This window comes from Pseudomonas sp. P8_241 (assembly GCF_034008315.1).
Lineage (GTDB): Bacteria > Pseudomonadota > Gammaproteobacteria > Pseudomonadales > Pseudomonadaceae > Aquipseudomonas.
In genome coordinates, this window is record NZ_CP125377.1 from 1,994,151 (window position 1) to 2,009,425 (window position 15,275).

Annotated in this window: 17 protein-coding genes; 15 read left to right on the forward strand and 2 right to left on the reverse strand. The window is 61.3% G+C overall.

The genetic code is table 11. The features are described 5' to 3' along the window. The first annotated feature begins 3 nt into the window (after positions 1-3). The 14 genes from QMK58_RS09075 to phnP all read left to right on the forward strand — a co-directional run bounded on the left by QMK58_RS09075 (position 4) and on the right by phnP (position 11,902). Entirely contained in the window at positions 4-411 is a 408-nt protein-coding gene (locus QMK58_RS09075) for a hypothetical protein (protein WP_053156696.1), read from the forward strand. Positions 412-1,348: 937 nt separating this feature from the next. Further along, entirely contained in the window at positions 1,349-2,182 is an 834-nt protein-coding gene (gene phnC, locus QMK58_RS09080; protein ID WP_320396167.1) for a phosphonate ABC transporter ATP-binding protein, read from the forward strand. A 43-nt stretch (positions 2,183-2,225) separates the two neighbouring features. Continuing rightward, entirely contained in the window at positions 2,226-3,239 is a 1,014-nt protein-coding gene (phnD, locus tag QMK58_RS09085; protein ID WP_053156701.1) for a phosphonate ABC transporter substrate-binding protein, read from the forward strand. Between the two features lie 149 nt (positions 3,240-3,388). Continuing rightward, positions 3,389-4,171, forward strand: coding sequence for a phosphonate ABC transporter, permease protein PhnE (gene phnE, locus QMK58_RS09090; protein ID WP_053156703.1), 783 nt, complete (start codon positions 3,389-3,391; stop codon positions 4,169-4,171). Between the two features lie 39 nt (positions 4,172-4,210). Then, positions 4,211-4,915, forward strand: a complete 705-nt coding sequence (gene phnF / locus QMK58_RS09095) for a phosphonate metabolism transcriptional regulator PhnF (protein ID WP_172681803.1) — start codon at positions 4,211-4,213, stop codon at positions 4,913-4,915. 11 nt (positions 4,916-4,926) lie between these two features. After that, positions 4,927-5,376 (forward strand): phosphonate C-P lyase system protein PhnG, encoded by a 450-nt coding sequence (gene phnG, locus QMK58_RS09100; RefSeq protein ID WP_053156711.1) that lies wholly within the window; start codon positions 4,927-4,929, stop codon positions 5,374-5,376. Further along, positions 5,376-5,966, forward strand: a complete 591-nt coding sequence (phnH, locus tag QMK58_RS09105; RefSeq protein WP_320396168.1) for a phosphonate C-P lyase system protein PhnH — start codon at positions 5,376-5,378, stop codon at positions 5,964-5,966. Before phnG ends, phnH begins: the two co-directional genes overlap by 1 nt. After that, positions 5,966-7,042: a carbon-phosphorus lyase complex subunit PhnI gene (locus QMK58_RS09110; RefSeq protein ID WP_053156716.1), complete on the forward strand. Its 1,077-nt coding sequence runs from the start codon at positions 5,966-5,968 to the stop codon at positions 7,040-7,042. The genes phnH and QMK58_RS09110 overlap by 1 nt, the downstream gene beginning before the upstream one ends. Then, positions 7,035-7,907: an alpha-D-ribose 1-methylphosphonate 5-phosphate C-P-lyase PhnJ gene (locus tag QMK58_RS09115; protein ID WP_053156719.1), complete on the forward strand. Its 873-nt coding sequence runs from the start codon at positions 7,035-7,037 to the stop codon at positions 7,905-7,907. The genes QMK58_RS09110 and QMK58_RS09115 overlap by 8 nt, the downstream gene beginning before the upstream one ends. Next, on the forward strand, positions 7,904-8,710 hold the full coding sequence (phnK, locus tag QMK58_RS09120; RefSeq protein ID WP_320396169.1) for a phosphonate C-P lyase system protein PhnK: 807 nt from the start codon (positions 7,904-7,906) through the stop codon (positions 8,708-8,710). The genes QMK58_RS09115 and phnK overlap by 4 nt, the downstream gene beginning before the upstream one ends. 28 nt (positions 8,711-8,738) lie before the next feature. Beyond that, positions 8,739-9,458, forward strand: coding sequence for a phosphonate C-P lyase system protein PhnL (gene phnL, locus QMK58_RS09125; RefSeq protein WP_320396170.1), 720 nt, complete (start codon positions 8,739-8,741; stop codon positions 9,456-9,458). After that, positions 9,448-10,593: an alpha-D-ribose 1-methylphosphonate 5-triphosphate diphosphatase gene (locus tag QMK58_RS09130; RefSeq protein ID WP_053156729.1), complete on the forward strand. Its 1,146-nt coding sequence runs from the start codon at positions 9,448-9,450 to the stop codon at positions 10,591-10,593. Before phnL ends, QMK58_RS09130 begins: the two co-directional genes overlap by 11 nt. After that, positions 10,593-11,162 (forward strand): phosphonate metabolism protein/1,5-bisphosphokinase (PRPP-forming) PhnN, encoded by a 570-nt coding sequence (gene phnN, locus QMK58_RS09135; RefSeq protein ID WP_053156732.1) that lies wholly within the window; start codon positions 10,593-10,595, stop codon positions 11,160-11,162. Before QMK58_RS09130 ends, phnN begins: the two co-directional genes overlap by 1 nt. After that, the gene (phnP, locus tag QMK58_RS09140) at positions 11,153-11,902 is read left to right on the forward strand and encodes a phosphonate metabolism protein PhnP (protein ID WP_320396171.1); all 750 of its coding nucleotides are present in this window, start codon (positions 11,153-11,155) and stop codon (positions 11,900-11,902) included. Before phnN ends, phnP begins: the two co-directional genes overlap by 10 nt. A 177-nt stretch (positions 11,903-12,079) precedes the next feature. On the opposite strand, the gene QMK58_RS09145 is transcribed toward phnP, so the two are convergent. After that, positions 12,080-13,285, reverse strand: a complete 1,206-nt coding sequence (locus QMK58_RS09145) for an MFS transporter (RefSeq protein WP_053156737.1) — start codon at positions 13,283-13,285, stop codon at positions 12,080-12,082. 308 nt (positions 13,286-13,593) lie between these two features. Between QMK58_RS09145 and QMK58_RS09150 the strand changes: the two genes are divergently transcribed. Beyond that, positions 13,594-14,037 carry a hypothetical protein gene (locus QMK58_RS09150; RefSeq protein ID WP_053156740.1) on the forward strand — a complete coding sequence of 148 codons (444 nt, stop codon included), beginning with the start codon at positions 13,594-13,596 and terminating at the stop codon, positions 14,035-14,037. Positions 14,038-14,217: 180 nt separating this feature from the next. On the opposite strand, the gene QMK58_RS09155 is transcribed toward QMK58_RS09150, so the two are convergent. After that, positions 14,218-15,216 (reverse strand): sulfate ABC transporter substrate-binding protein, encoded by a 999-nt coding sequence (locus tag QMK58_RS09155; RefSeq protein WP_053157084.1) that lies wholly within the window; start codon positions 15,214-15,216, stop codon positions 14,218-14,220. Positions 15,217-15,275 lie beyond the last annotated feature (59 nt).

Sequence of the window (15,275 nt, forward strand, 5' to 3'; positions counted from 1 at the left end):
ACCATGACCGCCATTGCTCGTATTGCCCTGCTCAGCGCTGTTTTGGGGTTAAGTGCTTGTGCGGTCCAGCGGCCGCCGGAGCAGCCGACTCCGGCACCGATCCCGCCGTCGCAGCCAAGCCCTACGCCATCGACGTCGCCCACTCCGAGCAAACCGAGCATCCCGGCCAAACCGGCCAAGCCGTTGCCGCGCACCTCCGCCAGCTTCGCGCCGCCGCCGGGTGGGAACAGTCATTGGGATCAGAAGATGGGGGTCTATGTGCTTGATGACCAGCCCAATACCTTCTATCGCCAGCGGACTTACTACCGTTGGGATAATGGCTGGAGCCGTTCGATCAGTCCGAAAGGGCCTTGGGAGGAGACGGATATCCACGGGGTGCCGGGTGGATTGGGACGGCAGTTCGAGCAGTAACGCAGACAGGCGACCTTCGGGTCGCCTTTTTTGTGGGCGTTGAACAGTGTTTTTCGGGCCGCGTGTGAACTCTGTGGGAATGGGCTTGCTCGCGAAGGCGGCCTGACTTTGGTTGACCGGGTACATATCCATTGCTGCGGTAACGACGGCTTATGGTTTCGCCCTTACGGCGACTCACTTTTTTACAAGCGCCTAAAAAAGTAAGCAAAAAACGCTCGCCCCTTACGTACGGCCCCTCGCTGAGGCTCGGCGTTCCTTCGCTCCGGCATTCATCCGGGGGCATTGCCCTCCGGTCTGCTTCGCTACGACCTACATGCAATGAGTTCGACTGCGTCGAACGGCGCTGCGCGCCAATCCCCGGATAAACACCTCCACTCAGCCTCCCGAGGGGGCGGGTGGATCAAAAGCGGAAGGCGAGCTAACGCTCGGCCTGATGAGTGGTGAAGAGCGTGGGTGTACGCTGATCAATTGTAGGAGCTGGCTTGCCAGCGATGGCGGCCTGCCAGCTGACCTGATCTCGCGGATGTATCACTCCGCTGGAGCTGCCGAAGGCTGCGATCTTTTGATCTTGCCTGTAAAAAACAGAGTCAAAAGATCGCAGCCTCGTTGCACTCGACAGCTCCTACAGGGAAATACGCACGCATCAGAACCAGGCCGGCCAGTAGGCCGCCTCGGACGCGATTGCGGTAGATGCCCCTCATGAAAAACCAGGGCGAATACCAGCCTGAATTAAGGCTGCAGGGTGCCCCAGTGGACACCCAATCCGGTCACAACCGCGACCAAACGCGCCAGCCCTCCAGCTCAACCTTTCACAAAACCTTCATCAAATGATTCACCCAGTGAAATGTGCAAGTCATAGGGCTGACATGCCCCGTGCCTAAAGTCTGTTGAACTCAAATACGGCCACGGACGGCTGTTCAACCAGACAGAGATGCCCATGAACGCAGCTATCCATGTCGATCATCTGAACAAGACCTTTGCGCGTAAAACTGCACTGGTTGACCTCGAACTGACCATCGCGGCCGGTGAGATGGTCGCGCTGATCGGCGCGTCCGGCTCCGGCAAATCCACCTTGTTGCGCCATCTCGCGGGCCTGGCTTGCTGCGATAAAAACAACGGCGGCAGCGTCAAGGTGCTGGGCCGCGAGGTGCAGGCGTCGGGTCGGCTCAATGGCAAGGTGCGCCGCCTGCGCGCCGACATCGGCTATATCTTCCAGCAGTTCAACCTGGTCAACCGCCTGAGCGTGCTCGACAACGTGCTGCTCGGTTGCCTGGGGCGCATGCCGCGCTGGCGTGGCAACCTGGGCCTGTTCAATGCCGAGGAAAAACAGTTCGCCATGGAGTCCCTGGCCCGCGTCGGCCTGGCTGACCTCGCCGCACAGCGGGCCTCGACCCTGTCCGGTGGGCAGCAGCAACGCGTGGCGATTGCCCGTGCACTGACCCAACGTGCCGAAGTCATCCTTGCGGACGAGCCGATCGCCTCTCTGGATCCGGAATCGGCGCGCAAGGTTATGGAAATCCTCGCCGACATCAATCGCCGCGACGGCAAGACCGTGGTGGTGACCCTGCATCAGGTCGACTACGCCACCCGCTATTGCCCACGCGCGGTAGCACTGAAGGCCGGCCGGATTCATTTCGATGGCCCGGGTACCGAGCTCAGTGGCGCGTTCCTCAACGATTTGTACGGGGCCGATATCGACACCAGCCTCATGTGCTCCGAGCCACTGCGTCACAACGAATCAGCGCCCCGGCTGGTGCTGGCGCGTGTTTGATCACTGCGTATTCCTTAACCGTTCACTCTCAGGAAGCCTTTCCATGTTGAACCGTATCGGTCGCGTTTTTGCGGGTGCAGCTCTGCTCACCGGTTGCTTGATGGGCACTGCCCAGGCTGAAGAAAAAGCCATCAACTTCGGCATCATGTCCACCGAGTCTTCGCAAAACCTCAAGAGCATCTGGCAGCCATTCCTTGATGACATGCACAAACAGACCGGCCTGAAGATCAATGCCACGTTTGCCTCTGACTATGCGGGTCTGATCCAGGGCATGCGTTTCAACAAGGTCGATGTCGCCTGGCTGGGCAACAAGGCCGCCATCGAAGCCGTGGACCGTTCCAACGGCGAAATCTTCGCCCAGACCGCTGCAGCCAGTGGCGCTGCCGGTTACTGGAGCGTGTTGATCGCACGCAAGGACAGTCCGATCAACTCGGTCGACGACATGCTGAAAAACGCCAAAAACCTGACCTTCGGCAACGGTGATCCGAACTCGACGTCCGGCTACCTCGTACCGGGCTATTACGTGTTCGCCAAGAACCATGTCGATGCGGCCACCGCGTTCAAGCGCACGCTCAACTCCAGCCATGAGGTCAACGCCTTGAGTGTGGCCAAGGGGCAGCTGGATGTGGCGACCTTCAACACCGAGAGCTGGGATCGCCTGGAGGTCACCCAGCCTGATAAAGCTGCGCTGCTGAAGGTGATCTGGAAGTCGCCGCTGATCCCCGCCGACCCGTTGGTGTGGAGCAAAGCGCTGAGTGACAGCGAGAAAACCAAGATCCGCGATTTCATTTTCAGCTACGGCGATACCGACGAAGAGAAAGCGGTGCTCAAGGGCATGCAATTGGGCAAGTTCCTGACATCCAGCGACGACCAGTTGCTGCCGATTCGCCAGCTCGAATTGTTCAAGCAACGGACCACGATCAGTGCGGACACCAAGCTTGAGGCGGCGGACAAGGCCAAGAAACTGGCCGACATCGACGCCGAACTGGCCAAGCTGCAAGAGCGCATCACCGTGCTCGATAAAACCGCCGACAAAAAATCCGCAGCCAACGGCTAACCCCTGTAGGAGCGAGCCGGCTCCGGGCGGCGTTCCGACGATGAACATAAGGACACCGCGTTTCTCCCGGTTTCCCGCGTCATCGTTGACGACCATCGCGAGCAGGCTCGCTCCTACAGGTTCTGCATTACGCAATCTAGAGAACCCTCATGACCACTCTGCACGCTGAAGCTGTCGGCAAGCGTACCTGGCCGCAATACGCCGGTTGGGGCCTGTTCCTGGTCCTGCTGGCCTGGGCCTGGCACGGCGCCGAAATGAACCCGATGACGCTGTACCGCGACTCGGGAAACATGGCGACCTTCGCCGGGGACTTCTTCCCGCCGGATTTCCATGAATGGCGCATGTACCTCAAGGAAATGCTCGTCACCGTACAAATCGCCCTGTGGGGCACGGTGCTGGCGATTGTCTGCTCGGTGCCGCTGGGCATCCTCTGTTCGGAAAACATCACACCGTGGTGGATCCACCAACCGCTGCGCCGGGTGATGGATGCGTTCCGCTCAATCAACGAAATGGTGTTCGCCATGTTGTTCGTGGTGGCCGTCGGGCTGGGTCCGTTTGCCGGGGTATTGGCGCTGTGGATCAGCACCACCGGGGTACTCGCCAAATTGTTCGCCGAAGCTGTCGAGGCGATAGATCCGGGCCCGGTGGAAGGCGTTCGCGCCACCGGTGCCAGCGCCTTGCAGGAAGTGATCTACGGCGTGATCCCGCAGGTGATGCCGCTGTGGGTGTCCTACGCGCTGTATCGCTTCGAGGCCAACGTGCGTTCGGCGACGGTGGTGGGAATGGTCGGGGCCGGCGGGATCGGGGTGATCCTGTGGGAGAACATCCGCGCCTTCCAGTTCACACAGACCTGCGCGGTGCTGCTGGTGATTATCGTCGTGGTCAGCTTGATCGACATCCTGTCGCAGCGCTTGCGCAAGCAGTTCATCTGACTTTTTCGGAGGGGTGCCCTTGGGCGCTTTTTTTAAAGCATGCAGTTGTCTAGACAAGATGAACCGGTGTACCGCGAATTGGCCGATATCCTGCGGCGGGAGCTGGCGGAGTACCGCGCCGGGGATTTCCTGCCGGGCGAAGTGATGTTGGCCGAGCGCTTCGGTGTCAATCGCCACACCTTGCGCCGCGCCATCGATGAACTGGTGTTCGAAGGCAGCCTGTTGCGCCTTCAGGGCAAAGGCACCCAGGTGCTGGAGCGGCCGCTGATTTACTCGATGACCGCCGACAGCGCCTACAGCCAGTCGCTGTCAGCCCAGGGACATGGCGTCGAGGCAGTGCTGCTCAAGCGTCGCTACTGCTTTGCCAGCCGTGAAGAAGCGCAGCATCTGGGCATCGCCGAGATGGCGCCGATGATCGAATTGCAGACCTTGCGCAAACTCGACAACCAACCGGTCAGCCTGATCCGCCATCGCTACTGCGCCAGTCACGCACCGCTGCTGGCCGACTACTGCGGCGGCTCTCTGCGCAAATACCTGAGCGAACGGGACCTGCCGCTGACCCGTACCCAGAGCCTGATCGGCGCCCGATTACCCAACCGCGAAGAAGCCGCGCTGCTGCTCATGCCCCGGCATTTGCCGGCGCTGAGCGTGTTCACCCTTTCCCGCGACCGCGACGGCCGTGCGGTGGAGCTGGCCCAGTCCACCAGCCGTTCGGATCGCTTCCAGTACCAGGTCGTGACCTGATGGAGAACTCAATGACCAACCTTGCTCAGCACGCCGAACGGCAACACTGGATCGGCGTACTCGCCTGCGCTCGTCGCGATGAATTACAGCCCTTCGAAAATGCGCTGCGCGACATCGATTACCAACTGATCCGCGCCCCGGAAATCGGCATGACCCTGGTCCGTGGTCGCATGGGCGGTAACGGCGCGCCGTTCAATGTCGGCGAAATGAGCGTCACCCGTTGCGTGGTGCGCCTGGCCGATGGCCGTACCGGTTACAGCTACCTGGCAGGCCGCGACAAGGTCCACGCCGAACTGGCTGCACTGGCCGACGCGCATTTGCAGGGCGCGCAACAGCGCCATTGGCTGGCCGACATGATCACGCCTCTGGCGGCAGCGCAGGCCGAGCGCCGGGCACAGAAAGAGGCGGAAACCGCCGCCACCAAAGTCGAATTCTTCACCCTCGTGCGAGGAGAAAACTGATGAGCGCACAGCTGTTGCAACCGGCCTTCAGCGACCCGGTGCTGGATGCCCAGCGTGGATTTCGCACGGCGCTCAAGGCCCTGGCCGGTCCCGGTTTGATCCAGACGTTATACGCCTCGCCGAGACTCGAAGGCTTGGCCCCCGCAACCTATGCGCTGTGTCTGGCGTTGCTGGATGTCGACACGCCGCTGTGGCTGGCGCCGTCCTTCGACACGCCGCTGATCCGCGCCAATCTGGCGTTCCACGGTGGTTGCCCGTTGACCGCCAAGCGTGAAGAAGCGCGGTTCGCATTGCTCGCCTCCGAGGATCTGCTCGACCTGAGCGGTTTCGATACCGGCAATGATCGTTATCCCGACCAGTCCTGCACCTTGCTCATTCAGCTGCCACGCCTCGACGGCGGGGCAGGGCGGACGTGGCGCGGACCGGGGATCGAAAGCGAACACGGCGTCGCGCTGCCGGTGGCCGAAGGCTTCTGGCGCGAACGCGAACGGCGCAACGAATTCCCCCGTGGGCTTGACCTGTTTTTCACCGCCGGCCACGACCTGGTCGGCCTGCCGCGCAGCACCCGCATCGCAGAGGAGCGAGCCTGATGTACGTAGCCGTCAAGGGTGGCGAACAGGCCATCGACAATGCCCACCGTCTGCTGGCAAAAAAACGTCGGGGCGATACCGCGGTCACTGAGCTCGGTGTCGAGCAGATTCGCCAGCAACTGCCGCTGGCGGTGGCGCGGGTGATGAGTGAAGGCTCGCTGTACGACGAAGAGCTCGCTGCGCTGGCGATCAAGCAGGCGGCGGGGGATCTGGTGGAAGCGATCTTCCTGCTGCGGGCCTACCGCACCACGTTGCCGCGCTTCAGCCCGAGCCTGCCGATCGATACCCAGAACATGCAACTGAGTCGGCGCTTGTCCGCCACCTTCAAGGACGTGCCGGGTGGACAACTGCTGGGTCCGACCTTCGACTACACCCATCGTCTGCTGGACTTCGCGTTGCTGGCCGAAGGCGAATACCCGGGGCCGCAAGTGACCCCGAATGCCAGTCTCCAAGCGTGCCCGCGAGTCCTCGGTTTGCTGGCGCAGGAAGGCCTGATCAAGAACGAGTCCGACAACGGCGAACGCGTGGCCGACATCACCCGCGACCCGCTGGAATTGCCCGCCTGTCGCGCTCAACGCCTGCAAGCACTGGCCCGGGGCGACGAAGGTTTCCTGTTGGCGCTGGGTTATTCGACCCAGCGCGGTTATGGCCGCAACCACCCGTTCGCGGGTGAAATCCGCATCGGCGAAGTCGAGGTCTGGATCGACCCTGAAGAGCTGGGTTTTCCGATCAATCTGGGCAGCATCGAAGTCACCGAGTGCGAGATGGTCAACCAGTTCGTCGGCTCGGCCACGGAGTTGGCGCAGTTCACTCGCGGCTACGGTTTGGCCTTCGGACACGCCGAGCGCAAGGCCATGGGCATGGCGCTGGTGGACCGTGCGTTGCGCGCCGACGAGTACAACGAAGAGATCGTGTCCCCGGCCCAGCAGGAAGAGTTTGTGCTGATGCACTGCGACAACGTCGAGGCCGCCGGTTTTGTCTCGCACCTCAAGCTGCCTCACTACGTCGACTTCCAGGCCGAACTGGAACTGATCCGCAAACTGCGCAAGCCTGCCGAGGGCCAAAACCATGAATGACCTGAACCAGGCACCCGTGCGCGACGCGGCGTACAACTTTGCCTACCTTGATGAACAGACCAAACGCATGATTCGTCGCGCCTTGCTCAAGGCCGTGGCGATCCCTGGCTATCAGGTGCCGTTCGGTGGTCGCGAGATGCCGTTGCCTTACGGTTGGGGCACCGGTGGCATGCAGTTGACCGCCGCGATTCTCGGTGACGATGACGTGCTAAAGGTTATCGATCAGGGCGCGGACGACACCACCAACGCCGTATCGATCCGCCGCTTCTTCGCCCGCACCGCAGGCGTCGCCACCACCGAAAGTACGCCGGACGCGACGGTGATCCAGACCCGTCACCGCATCCCGGAAACTGCGCTGCATGCCGATCAGATCATGGTTTATCAAGTGCCGATTCCCGAGCCGCTGCGCTTTATCGAGCCGTCGGAAACCGAGACCCGGACCATGCACGCCCTCAACGATTACGGGGTCATGCACGTCAAACTCTACGAAGACATCGCCACCTTCGGCCACATCGCCACCGCGTACGCCTACCCGGTGATGGTCGACGAGCGCTACGTGATGGACCCGTCGCCGATTCCCAAATTCGACAACCCGAAACTCGACATGAGCCCGGCGCTGATGCTGTTCGGCGCCGGCCGCGAGAAGCGCCTGTACGCGGTGCCGCCGTACACCCGGGTCACCAGCCTCGACTTCGAGGATCACCCCTTCGAAGCGCAGAAATGGGAAGCGTGCTGCGCCATTTGTGGCAGCCGTGAATCGTTCCTCGATGAGTTGATTCTCGACGACGCCGGCACCCAAAGCTTCGTCTGTTCCGACACTTATTACTGCGCCCAGCGCGTCAGCCAGCAGGAGCAGGGCCAATGAAGCATGCGCTGAAAAACGATGTGTCCGTGTCCACTGAACCGCTGTTGCGAGTGCGTGATTTGTCGCTGTTGTACGGCCCGGAAAAGGGCTGCCAGGACGTCAGTTTCGACCTGTACCCCGGTGAAGTGCTGGGGATTGTCGGCGAGTCCGGCTCGGGCAAATCCACGTTGCTCTCGTTGCTCAGCGGGCGCTTGCCGCCGCAGCGCGGCAACATCGGTTACCGCGACAAACAGGACCAATGGCTGGACCTGTACAGCGCCAGCGAAGCCGAGCGCCGCACGCTTCTGCGCACCGAATGGGGCTTTGTCGAACAGAATCCGAGGGACGGTCTGCGCATGGGCGTGTCCGCTGGCGCCAACATCGGCGAACGCCTGATGGCCCAGGGCGTGCGCAATTATCAGCAGCTGCGCGGGGCCGGTCTCGACTGGTTGAGTCAGGTGGAAATCGATCCGCAGCGCATCGACGATTTGCCCCGGACCTTTTCTGGCGGCATGCAGCAGCGCCTGCAAATCGCCCGCAATCTGGTGTCCAGTCCACGGCTGGTGTTCATGGACGAGCCGACCGGCGGCCTCGACGTCTCGGTGCAGGCGCGCTTACTCGACCTGCTGCGTGGGCTGGTGCGTGAACTGGATCTGGCCGTGGTGATTGTCACCCATGACCTGGCGGTGGCGCGGCTGCTGGCCGACCGCTTGATGGTGATGCGCCGCTCGCGGGTGGTGGAAACCGGGCTGACCGACCAGATCCTCGACGACCCTCAGCACCCTTATTCGCAACTGCTGGTGTCTTCGGTGTTGCAGCCGTGAAGCCCCGTTCAATAGTGGAATCCGAGCGATGAATACCTTGATCGAGGTCCGTGACCTCTCGAAAACTTTCACCCTGCACCAGCAGCACGGCGTGGTCCTCAATGTACTGCGCGGGATCGATTTCAGTGTGGCGGCCGGTGAATGCCTGGTGCTGCACGGTCAGTCCGGTGCCGGTAAAAGTACCTTGCTGCGCACCTTGTACGGCAACTACTTGCCTGCGGGCGGCAGCATTCGCGTGCAGCACGATGGCCAATGGCTGGAGCTGGTGGGCGCCGAGCCCCGGGACATCCTGCAAGTGCGTCAGCGCACGTTGGGTTATGTCAGCCAGTTTTTGCGAGTGATCCCGCGGGTCGCGTGCCTGGACGTGGTCATGGAGCCAGCGCTGGCCCGGGGCTGGTCGAAAGATCAGGCGCAATTGCGTGCCGAATTGCTGCTCAGCCGCCTGAACATTCCGCAACGGCTCTGGCAACTTGCGCCCGGTACGTTTTCCGGTGGCGAGCAGCAACGAGTCAACATCGCTCGCGGCTTCATGGTGGCGTGGCCGGTGATGTTGCTCGACGAGCCGACCGCATCACTCGACGACAACAATCGCCAGGTGGTGCTGGAACTGATGAACGAAGCGAAAAGCGCGGGTGCCGCACTGATCGGCATCTTCCACGATCGCATCGCCCGCGAGGCGGTTGCCGATCGCCATCTCGACATGACCCCAGCCGCAGTCAGCCAAGAGGAATACGCCGATGCCCGTTGAACAGATCCTCAGCAATGCCCAACTGGTCACCGCGGACCGTGTGTTCTACGGCACCGTGGTGCTGCGCGACGGGTTGATTGCCGAGGTCGCCGAAGGTCCGAGCCGCTTGCCCCAGGCACAGGATCTGCACGGTGATTACCTGCTGCCCGGTCTGGTGGAGTTGCACACCGACAACCTGGAGCGCCACATGACCCCACGTCCCGGTGTGGATTGGCCGTCGGTGCCGGCAGTGCTCAGCCACGATGCGCAGATCATCGCGGCGGGCATCACCACGGTGTTCGATGCCGTGTCCATCGGCGACGTGAACCCCAAGGGCAATCGCATGCAGAAATTGCCGGCGATGCTCGATGCCATCTCCAAGGCCTCGGATGCCGGGCTGACCCGCGCCGAACATCGTCTGCACTTGCGCTGCGAGCTGTGCCACCCGGACACCCTCAGCGTGTTTCGCGATCTGGTGGAAAACCCGCTGGTGCAACTGGTGTCGGTCATGGACCACTCGCCGGGTCAGCGCCAATTCGTGCTGGAGTCCAAGTACCGTGAGTACTACATGGGCAAGTACCACCTGACGACGACGCAGATGGATGAGTTCATCACCCTGCAAATGGCCAACTCCCGGCAATACAGTGATCGTTATCGTGCGGCGATTGTCGAACATTGCCAGGCCCTTGGCCTGTCGGTGGCCAGCCATGATGACGCGACCCTGGCCCACGTCGAAGAGTCGGCGCGCTACGGCATGACCATCGCCGAGTTCCCGACCACGGTCGAGGCGGCACGCGGTTGCAGGGAGCGGGACATGCAAGTGTTGATGGGCGCACCGAACATCGTGCGCGGCGGATCGCACTCGGGTAACGTGGCCGCCGCGGATCTGGCTGCCGAAGGCTTGCTGGATATCCTGTCCAGCGATTACTACCCGGCGAGTCTGTTGCAATCGACGTTCGCGCTGGCGGCCCAGAACAATCGCATCGGCCTGGCTGATGCGGTGCGCATGGTCAGCCTGAACCCGGCACGGGCGGCGGGATTGAATGATCGGGGCGAAATTGCGCCTGGCTTGCGCGCTGATCTGGTGCAGGCGCGCAGTCAGGACGGTATGCCGGTGGTCCAGCAAGTATGGCGAAAAGCGAAGAGGGTGTTTTGATGGCGGGCAGGTTGATCTATCTCATCGGACCCTCAGGGGCGGGCAAGGACAGCCTGTTGGATGCAGCACGCGAACGATTGGCCGAACGCGGCTGCCGTATCGTGCGGCGGGTCATCACCCGTTCGGCCGAGGCGGTGGGCGAGGCCGCAATGGGCGTCAGCCCGCAGCAGTTCACCGAGATGGAAGCTCAGGGCGCGTTTGCCCTGAGCTGGCACGCCAATGGCTTGTCCTATGGCATCCCGCGGGAAATCGACGACTGGCTGAAGTCGGGGCAGGATGTGCTGGTCAACGGCTCACGCGGGCATTTGCAGAATGCCCGTGAGCGCTACCCGCACATGCTTGTGGTGCTGTTGACCGTGGAACAGGCCGTGTTGTGTGAGCGCCTGCTGGCACGAGGGCGAGAGTCCATAGCGGAAATAGACTCACGACTGGCACGCAATGCCCGGTTCAACCAGCGCGTACTCGCCGACAATGACCCGACGCTGCACGTACTCGATAACTCCGGGGCGCTGGAGAACACAGTGGATCGTTTGCTTGCCTGCATCGATGAGCCTTGCGCATGCGCCTGATGTTGCTCGGTACCGGCGATGCGCGACAGGTTCCGGTCTATGGCTGCGAGTGCGTGGCTTGCGACCGGGCGCGTCATGATCAGCGCTTGCAGCGTCGACCATGCAGTGCGCTGATCGAGTGTGGCGATCAACGCTGGTTGATCGACAGTGGTCTGCCAGACGTGTGCGAACGTTTTGCGCCACGCAGCTTTAACGGCATTTTCCAGACCCACTACCACGCTGATCACGCCCAGGGCTTGTTGCACCTGCGCTGGGGGCAGGGGCTGGTCATTCCGGTCCATGGTCCCGTGGACCCGGAGGGCCTGGCCGACCTCTACAAGCACCCCGGCATTCTCGATTTCAGCCAGCCGTTCGAGCCCTTTGAAACACGCTCCTTCGGCACGCTGACCGTTACCGCGCTGCCGTTGCTGCACTCCAGACCGACTCTGGGCTATTTGCTGGAAGGCGAGGGGCGGCGGATTGCCTACCTCACTGACACCGTGGGATTGCCCCCGCATACGACGGCCTGGCTGCAACGTCAGACGTTGGATTTGCTCGTGCTGGACTGCTCGATGCCGCCGCAACCCCAGGCGCCGCGCAATCACAATGACCTGAACCTGGCCTTGCAGTGCATCGAGGAGTTGCAGCCGACGTCAGCGGTATTGACCCACGTCGGGCATACGCTCGATGCATGGTTGATCGAGCATCGCGAAGAGCTGCCGGGCAATGTCAGTGTCGGGTTTGATGGGTGTGTGCTGTAAAAAGATCGCAGGCTGCGCCAGCTCCTACAGGGCCATATGCACGACCAACGTAGGAGCTGGCGCAGCCTGCGATCTTTTGATTTTGATTCCAGATCCAGATATTCCCGGCGCAGTGACCGCCGGCGATACGATTCCGATGCCGATTTCGGATGTCAAAAGCCGCTCCTCGTTAGGGGGCTACGCCGTCGCCAAGGAGTCTTTCTGCGAAAAACTCAAGAATCGCAACAACGCCAACAGGGGAAACGCACTGCCAACGATCACGATCCACAACCAGCCACCGTGCTCGTACACCGCGCTGGCCACTGAAGAACCGAAGGCGCCACCGATGAAGATGCTGGTCATGTACAGCGCATTCAGGCGGCTGCGGCTTTTGGAATCGAGGGCGTAGACCGCGCGTTGGCCGAGGACCATGTTCATTTGCACGCAGAAGTCGAGCACTACGCCGGTCACGGCCAGGCCGATTACGCTGTAGGCCGGGTGGATGAACGCAGGCAAGAAACTCAGACTGGCGAACAGCAGGGCCAGCAATGAAGCCGTGCGGGTGTGACCGGCATCGGCGAGGCGACCGGCAATGGGCGCGGCGATGGCACCGATGGCCCCGACCAGGGCGAAAATCGCGATCTGGCTTTGCGACAAGCCATGATTACGCGCCAGTTCCAGCGGCACCGCAGTCCAGAACAGACTGAACGTGGCGAACATGCAGCCTTGGTAAAACGCACGCTGGCGCAGCACCGGTTGCTTGCGCAACAGCGTCCATAGCGACCCCAGCAGTTGGCCATAGGATGCACTGTGATCGGGTTGGCGCTTTGGAATGGTCACGGCCAGGATGATGCTGATCGCTGCCATCAACGCCGCGGCGATCACGAACATGGCACGCCAGCCGAAATGATCGGCTACCACGCTGGATACCGGACGGGCCAACAGAATCCCCAGTAACAAGCCGCCCATGATGCCGCCGACGATGCGGCCGCGAGACGCTTCCGGCGCCAGGTTCGCGGCCAGTGGAATCAGGATCTGCACCGACACCGAACTGAACCCCACCAGCAGCGAAATCAACAAGAACACATTGGGCTGATCGGTGAACGCTGCACCCAGCAGGCTGGCAATCGCCACTATTGTGGTGATGATCATCAGCCGACGGTTCTCCAGCAAATCGCCCAGCGGCACCAGGAAAAACAGGCCCAGCGCATAACCGATCTGGGTCAGCGAAACAATCAGGCTGGCCATGGTGTTGGTCAGTCCAATGTCCGGGGCAATCAGACCGATGATCGGCTGTGCGTAGTAGATGTTGGCCACAATGGCGCCGCAGCAGAAGGCGAACAGCAGCACCATGCCTGGGGTCATTGTCGCGGTGCCATGGGGCACCTGGGTTGCTGGATTCATGACGTGTCTCGCTGAGCAGAAGGGAATGCGCGCAGGCTGGAAGCCTGACTGAAACGGCGGAAGAGTGATTGGCGTGCTACCGGTCATTGCGTTGTGCAAGGCGTGATGAACGAGCGCGAGAGGGTCAGCCTCGCGACAGAGGCGTTGAACAGGAATGATACATTCACTTACATCTTGTTCGATAGCATGCTTATGTTTCTCTTTCGAACGATGTGTGACCGGCCATCCGAAGAAATGCCCACCTTTGCCTGGCAACTAAAATCAACAGGGGGATCACTTCAACGCATCCTTATAGCGGGAGTATCACGATGAAAATCGTATCTTCGCTGGCGTTGGTGGTAGCGATTGGATCGATCTGCGGGTGCTCGACAGTGCCCGACAGTCAAGTCACCAACGTTCCCCTCAACGCTACACCCATCAACGCCGGGAATATCGCCCGGCCTATCATGATGGCCGACGGTAATGCCACGGTGTTCTGGTTCGCTGTCAGCGGCGAAAGCATGGGCAGTGCCTTGCCGGGTCGTTTGCAGGCCTACATCTACTCGGGAAGCTGTGCGAATCTGGGTGCCAAACCGGTGTATGACATGAACGACGGCCCGAATGCGCGGTTCTATTCTGCGGCATCGCACCAGTATTTCTGGAAAAGCGCACCGGTCGCCTACGAGACGCTTCGGGCGGGAGGCTATTCGTTGGTGGTGCGGGAAAGTCCGGCCGACGGCAACCAGAATATTTTTTGCGGGAGCCTGAGCTAAAAGACACCGAGCCCTGTAGGAGCGAGCATGCTCGCGAAAAAGCCAAGGGCGTCGCGGGCTGTCTGGTTTCAAGCGTTATCGTTTGCGATCTTCGCGAGCATGCTCGCTCCTACAGGGGTCAGGTTGTATCCATGAAAAAGGCGGCCTGTGCAGGCCGCCTTTTTTTATGCCGATCTGCGCTTACTGACCGGTGTAGATCTGATCGAAAACGCCACCGTCATTGAAGTGGGTCTTCTGCACGGTGCGCCAGTCGCCGAAGGTCTTTTCAACCGACAGGAAGTCGACTTTCGGGAAGCGGTCGGTGTATTTCGCCAACACGGCCGGGTCACGCGGACGCAGGTAGTTGGCGGCGGCGATCTCCTGACCTTGCGGCGACCATAGGTACTTCAGGTATTCCTCGGCAGCGGCGCGGGTGCCTTTCTTGTCGACGGTTTTGTCGACCACCGACACCGGCGGCTCGGCTTCGGCGGAGACGCTTGGGTAGATGACTTCGAACTGATCGCGGCCGAACTCGCGGGCAATCATTTCCGCTTCGTTTTCGAAGGTCACCAGCACGTCGCCTATCTGATTGGTCATGAAAGTGGTAGTGGCGGCGCGGCCACCGGTGTCCAGGACCGGCGCTTGCTTGAACAGCTTGCCGACGAAGTCCTTGGCCTTGCTTTCATCGCCGCCGTTTTTCAGCACATAGCCCCAGGCCGACAAGTAGGTGTAGCGACCATTGCCCGAGGTTTTCGGGTTCGGGACGATGACTTGCACGCCATCCTTGAGCAGGTCGGGCCAGTCTTTCAGGGCTTTCGGGTTGCCTTTGCGGACGATGAACACGGTGGCCGAGGTGAACGGTGCGCTGTTGTTCGGCAGGCGCGTCACCCAGTTTTCCGGGACCAGTTTGCCGTTGTCGGCAAGTGCATTGATGTCGGTCGCCATGTTCATGGTGATCACGTCAGCCGGCAGGCCGTCGATAACCGAACGCGCCTGTTTGCTGGAACCGCCGAAGGACATCTGCAAGGTGATGTTTTCGTTGTGTTCGGCTTGCCAGTGCTTTTGGAACGCAGTGTTGTAGTCCTTGTAGAAATCGCGCATCACGTCGTAGGAAACGTTAAGCAGGGTCGGTGCGGCCTGAGCCACGCTGGTCAATGCCAGGCCAGCGGCCAGAAGTGAGGCGCCAAAGAGTTTTTTCACTGCGCATTCCTTGTTGTGCAGGAGCTGCCGCAGGCTGCGATCTTTTGATTTTGCCTTCA

Bases quoted from the DNA above. Each gene is read 5' to 3' on its own strand.
- QMK58_RS09075 (WP_053156696.1), top strand. From the start codon at position 4: ATGACCGCCATTGCTCGTATTGCCCTGCTCAGCGCTGTTTTGGGGTTA.
- phnC (WP_320396167.1), top strand. From the start codon at position 1,349: ATGAACGCAGCTATCCATGTCGATCATCTGAACAAGACCTTTGCGCGT.
- phnD (WP_053156701.1), top strand. From the start codon at position 2,226: ATGTTGAACCGTATCGGTCGCGTTTTTGCGGGTGCAGCTCTGCTCACC.
- phnE (WP_053156703.1), top strand. From the start codon at position 3,389: ATGACCACTCTGCACGCTGAAGCTGTCGGCAAGCGTACCTGGCCGCAA.
- phnF (WP_172681803.1), top strand. From the start codon at position 4,211: ATGCAGTTGTCTAGACAAGATGAACCGGTGTACCGCGAATTGGCCGAT.
- phnG (WP_053156711.1), top strand. From the start codon at position 4,927: ATGACCAACCTTGCTCAGCACGCCGAACGGCAACACTGGATCGGCGTA.
- phnH (WP_320396168.1), top strand. From the start codon at position 5,376: ATGAGCGCACAGCTGTTGCAACCGGCCTTCAGCGACCCGGTGCTGGAT.
- QMK58_RS09110 (WP_053156716.1), top strand. From the start codon at position 5,966: ATGTACGTAGCCGTCAAGGGTGGCGAACAGGCCATCGACAATGCCCAC.
- QMK58_RS09115 (WP_053156719.1), top strand. From the start codon at position 7,035: ATGAATGACCTGAACCAGGCACCCGTGCGCGACGCGGCGTACAACTTT.
- phnK (WP_320396169.1), top strand. From the start codon at position 7,904: ATGAAGCATGCGCTGAAAAACGATGTGTCCGTGTCCACTGAACCGCTG.
- phnL (WP_320396170.1), top strand. From the start codon at position 8,739: ATGAATACCTTGATCGAGGTCCGTGACCTCTCGAAAACTTTCACCCTG.
- QMK58_RS09130 (WP_053156729.1), top strand. From the start codon at position 9,448: ATGCCCGTTGAACAGATCCTCAGCAATGCCCAACTGGTCACCGCGGAC.
- phnN (WP_053156732.1), top strand. From the start codon at position 10,593: ATGGCGGGCAGGTTGATCTATCTCATCGGACCCTCAGGGGCGGGCAAG.
- phnP (WP_320396171.1), top strand. From the start codon at position 11,153: ATGCGCCTGATGTTGCTCGGTACCGGCGATGCGCGACAGGTTCCGGTC.
- QMK58_RS09145 (WP_053156737.1), bottom strand. From the start codon at position 13,285: ATGAATCCAGCAACCCAGGTGCCCCATGGCACCGCGACAATGACCCCA.
- QMK58_RS09150 (WP_053156740.1), top strand. From the start codon at position 13,594: ATGAAAATCGTATCTTCGCTGGCGTTGGTGGTAGCGATTGGATCGATC.